Source organism: Teichococcus wenyumeiae (genome assembly GCF_003696345.1).
In the GTDB taxonomy this organism is placed as follows: domain Bacteria; phylum Pseudomonadota; class Alphaproteobacteria; order Acetobacterales; family Acetobacteraceae; genus Pseudoroseomonas; species Pseudoroseomonas wenyumeiae.
Genome location: NZ_RFLX01000102.1, coordinates 1 through 4,104, shown reverse-complemented (window position 1 = coordinate 4,104; position 4,104 = coordinate 1). Strand labels below are relative to the sequence as shown.

Genomic DNA, 4,104 nt, shown 5'->3' with positions numbered 1-4,104 from the left:
TTTGGACCCGATCTGCGAACTCCCATACGGGCCCGCGGCACTGGATGGCCGCATCAGAGGCCGAACAGAAGTCAGCACCCAACGCGTGCCATCCATCCCGCCGATTTCCCTTGCGTTCACGGGGGCGCCCACAGAAGAGAACGGACACTCAGAGGCTGGCTGGAAACGGGAGCGGAATGAGGGTTGGCTGGCCGGGGCGGGCGTGATTCCACCAGGTTGTGGAGACCAAGTTGGAGTGCCTGATGTGGACCCGGACCAGCCGAGCGCAGCATAGCCGAGCCGGGCTGCGCATCGCCAGCGACCTGACGGACGCGGAATGGGCAGTGCTGGAGCCGATGATGCCGCAGGCCAAGCGGACGGGGCGGCACCGGACCTGGCCGTCTCGGCTGGTGCTGGAGGCGATCTTCTTTGTTCTGCGCAGCGGCTGCCCCTGGCGCATGCTGCCGGAACGGTTCCCGCCCAGGCAAACCGTCTATGGTTGGTTCCTACTCTGGCGAGACCGCGGCCTGTTTGAGGCGCTGGCCCACCGCCTGGTTCTGCTGGAGCGTGAAAGGTCAGGCCGAGAAGCCAGCCCCAGTGCCGCCGTGATCGACAGCCAGAGCGTCAGGACCACGGAGGCAGGTGGCCCGCGCGGCTATGATGCGGGCAAGAAGATCAAAGGCCGCAAGCGGCACATCATGGTCGACACCGCAGGACGGCCTCTGGTGCTGCGCAGCCACTCCGCGGGGATCCAGGACAGGGACGGTGCAGTGCCACCCTGCAGGCCTCGCGCAAGCGCTTCCCCTTCATCGAAAAGGTCTTCCGACAGCGCCTATGCCGGTGAGCGGGTCGCGCAGGCGACCTGCATCACGCCCGAGATCATCCGCAAGCCCAAGGGTCAGATCGGCTTCGCCGTGCAGCCGAGGCGGTGGGTTGTTGAAAGAACCTTTGCCTGGCTTAACCGTAACCGCAGTCGCGCCCGCGACTTTGAGCGCACCATCGCTTCCGCAGAGGCCTTCCTCTACGCCGCTTCCGTCATGCTCCTCGTCAGGCGCCTTGGTCGTTCCGCATGAGTTTCCAGCCAGACACTCAGTGTCGCCGATGGCCGGGTTCCTGATGTTGCTTGATAGGGCTTCCATATGTAGCGTGATAAGATAAAGTACACTCATACGCGACGCCTCAGGATTTGATAAGATAATGAACTCAAACGACAGTCTAATGAAAGCAAGTCACAACCAGACTGGTGTGATTGATGATATATACGGCCATGACTTATCTATACATTTGGAACATCTCAGATGTCTTGCAGACGAATGCGATGATCCTCAAGCCATCGCGAAAACTCAGGAATATCTACGCGCAAAGTTTATGCCGCTCCTTAGGAGCTTCATCAACGGAGGCGCGCCTGAAGAGCAAAATAAAAATGTAATACTGTCCCTATCAAACTACGCGTTCAGAATGAGCAAAGCCTCGTTTTGTAATAGTCTGCCGCTTTTATCAAAGATTTGCGCATTAATCTCGGCAAGAAGTAGTTGGCTGAATGTTGGGAAAGACACCTTAATATTACGCTCTAAGGTGAGAGAGGCTAAAGTAATGCTAAACCTCTATGAGGAATCTGGCGCAAATCGAGATTTTTACTACTTTATTGCGAAAGCAATTATATCCAGCTGTGACGGCGATCTCGAGCTTGCCCAAAGCCAGTTTGAAGAAGGGGCACAGATTTTTCTGATTTCCGGACTCGATCCAGCGAAGCACCTCATTTCTGACTTTAGAGGCGCGTTCAACATCTTGCGGTCTAAGGAGGTGCTCGATTTGTGCGGAGAGAGTGCTGAGGAATTGCCTATTAATGTTGTAAAGACCGCCGCCTCTAGCGTAGGCTATCTGAATTTTTCAGCAGTAGATGTTGTGTATTTTAAACGTTTTGTGAAGCATAGTTGCGGTTCATTTTTCGAGAAGTGTACTAACGGTAGCTACCATGTCCATCTGGTCGCCCAGTCCCCAGAAGAAGTAGAGGACGCATTCAACTCGTTAGGGGAACTGCGCGATCATCCTAACCTAGGACTTAGCTTTTCAGACGACCTTGGTGGGAAGGGTAACAATGCTTATTACACTATGATAAGGTATTTTTTCCTGACGCAGATCCGAAGTCTATATAACTTGCCCATTTTTGTATCCGATGTTGACTTAGTATTCAAAGATGATTTGAATGTGTTCGTAAATGAGTTCGCGAAACGAGGCTACCATGTCGGAATTTATTCTAAACCTCGTTTGGCTCGATGCATTCCCTGGTTCGCGCTTAGCGCGACCTTACTCTACGTTAGCAACGATCAGACTGGGAATTTTTTCTCTAGATCACTTACTGCAATTTCTCAACGGAAGTTCAATGCTTCTGGAAAAATCAAATACAATATGGATCAGAATATAATATTTTCCTTGATGCAAAGCCTTCAAATTCAGATGCCCACTTTTATGAGATGTAATCTATTCTCACTTTTCCCGTCTCCGTACGTTGGGCTTGATAAAAGCCTCTACACGTTAAGTAATGAGTAGCACGCGGATACCTCGAAGAACCTGTTGCTGCGCTGTGCTAGCGGGCCTGATGAGACCTGTGCGCGGAAGGGCTGGAATCTGCTGATCTGCTGTGTGTTGAGTTTTGCTGAGATCTGACCCGGGGAGTGGAGTGAACCCCTGCGGCTGGACCGCCCTGGGTCAGAACTAAGCCACGTGTGGTCTTGACCCCAACTTTGGTCCAAGGCCTACGTAAGTTCTCGGGCTGGTTGAGCTTGGTTGGCAAAAGCCTTCGGGGTCAAGTTCCCCAAGGCTGAGTGGGGTCGCTCCTCATTGTAGTGGCACCTCCATTCCTCAATGCGGGCCCGGGCATCGGCCAGGCACAGGAACCACGAGGCATTCAGACATTCGGCACGGAGCCGGGCGTTGAAGGCCTCGATGAACGCGTTGTCCGTGGGTTTTCCAGGACGTGAGAAATCGATCTCGACACCATTGAGGTAAGCCCAATGGTCGAGCAGGCGACCGGCGAACTCCGGCCCGTTGTCCACCCTCAGGCTCTTCGGTTTGCCCCGGAGGCGGACGAGTTGATCCAAGACCTCGACCACCTGCGCCGCCCGGAAGTTGGCTCTCGGATGCGTCGAGAGCCCCTCTCGCGTATGGATATCCACCACGGTCAGGATCCTGATCGGGCGGCCATCGAACAGCTGGTCCGACATGAAGTCCATTGCCCAGATCTCGTTCGGTGCTGCTGCTCCAGGGCGCCCCTGCCGGTAGCGCCAGGCCCGCTTGCGCTTGGGCAGCTTGGTCCGGATCGACAACCCTTCCTCGGCGTAGAGCCGGTAGGTTCGTTTGTGGTTCACGGGCCATCCTTCGCGTCGAAGCAGCACGTGCAGGCGCCGGTAGCCGTACCGCACCCTGGCCGCGGCCAAGTCTCGTAGTCGCATCCTCAGCTCGATCTGCGGGTCCCGCCGCGAGCGGTAGCGCTGGGAAGAGCGATGGAAGCCCGTGGCATGGCAGGCCCGCCGTTCGCCAATGCCGTAGGCGCCTTGTAGGTGGCGCACCACGTCGCGGCGCAGAGCGGGCCTCACCATTTTCTACGCAGCACGTCCTGTAGCATGGTCTTGTCCAGGCTCAGGTCGGCGACCAAACGCTTGAGTTTGGTATTCTCCTCCTCCAGCTGCTTCAGCCGCCGGATCTCGGCCGTCCCCATTCCGGCGAACTGCTTCTTCCAGCGATAGAAGGTTGGCTCGGACACGCCGAGTTTGCGGCAAATCTCGGCCACCGCCGTCCCGCTCTCCGCCTGCCGCAGGGCAAAGGCAGTCTGCTCATCCGTGTAGCGCTTCTGCTTCATGGCACCACCCCTCCTCAGGGTTCATGGTGCCCGAAAAACTTGCGCTCCTAATGGATCAGTTTCGCGGGTCAGGACCACGTGCCGGACCAGTTGACGTTCGAACTCTTCGGGTGACCGGTAGCCAAGCGCCGAGTGGAGGCGCCTGGCGTTGTAGACCTCCTCGATGAACCGCGGCAAACGCTCCGCGACATCCTGGAACGTCTCGTAGCCACCGATATAGATGTCCTCGACCTTCAGCGTCTTCATGAAGCTCTCGGCCTGCGCAT

At 56.4% G+C, this 4,104-nt stretch carries 4 protein-coding genes; 2 read left to right on the top strand and 2 right to left on the bottom strand.

The features are described from left to right. Nucleotides 1–242 precede the first annotated feature (242 nt). Both EBE87_RS27775 and EBE87_RS28865 read left to right on the top strand, forming a co-directional pair. Nucleotides 243–1,052: an IS5 family transposase gene (locus EBE87_RS27775; RefSeq protein WP_120641034.1), complete on the top strand. Its 810-nt coding sequence runs from the start codon at nucleotides 243–245 to the stop codon at nucleotides 1,050–1,052. A gap of 124 nt (nucleotides 1,053–1,176) precedes the next feature. Beyond that, nucleotides 1,177–2,529, top strand: a complete 1,353-nt coding sequence (locus EBE87_RS28865; RefSeq protein ID WP_147426255.1) for a hypothetical protein — start codon at nucleotides 1,177–1,179, stop codon at nucleotides 2,527–2,529. Nucleotides 2,530–2,735: 206 nt separating this feature from the next. Here the strand turns inward: EBE87_RS28865 and EBE87_RS27770 are convergent. Then, a protein-coding gene (locus EBE87_RS27770; RefSeq protein WP_408887773.1) for an IS3 family transposase occupies nucleotides 2,736–3,838 on the bottom strand; the annotation gives its coding sequence in 2 pieces (ribosomal slippage) (nucleotides 2,736–3,583 and nucleotides 3,583–3,838; 1,104 coding nt in all). Between the two features lie 21 nt (nucleotides 3,839–3,859). Further along, on the bottom strand, nucleotides 3,860–4,104 hold a 245-nt coding region (locus tag EBE87_RS27765; protein WP_147426254.1), incomplete at its 5' end, for an integrase core domain-containing protein.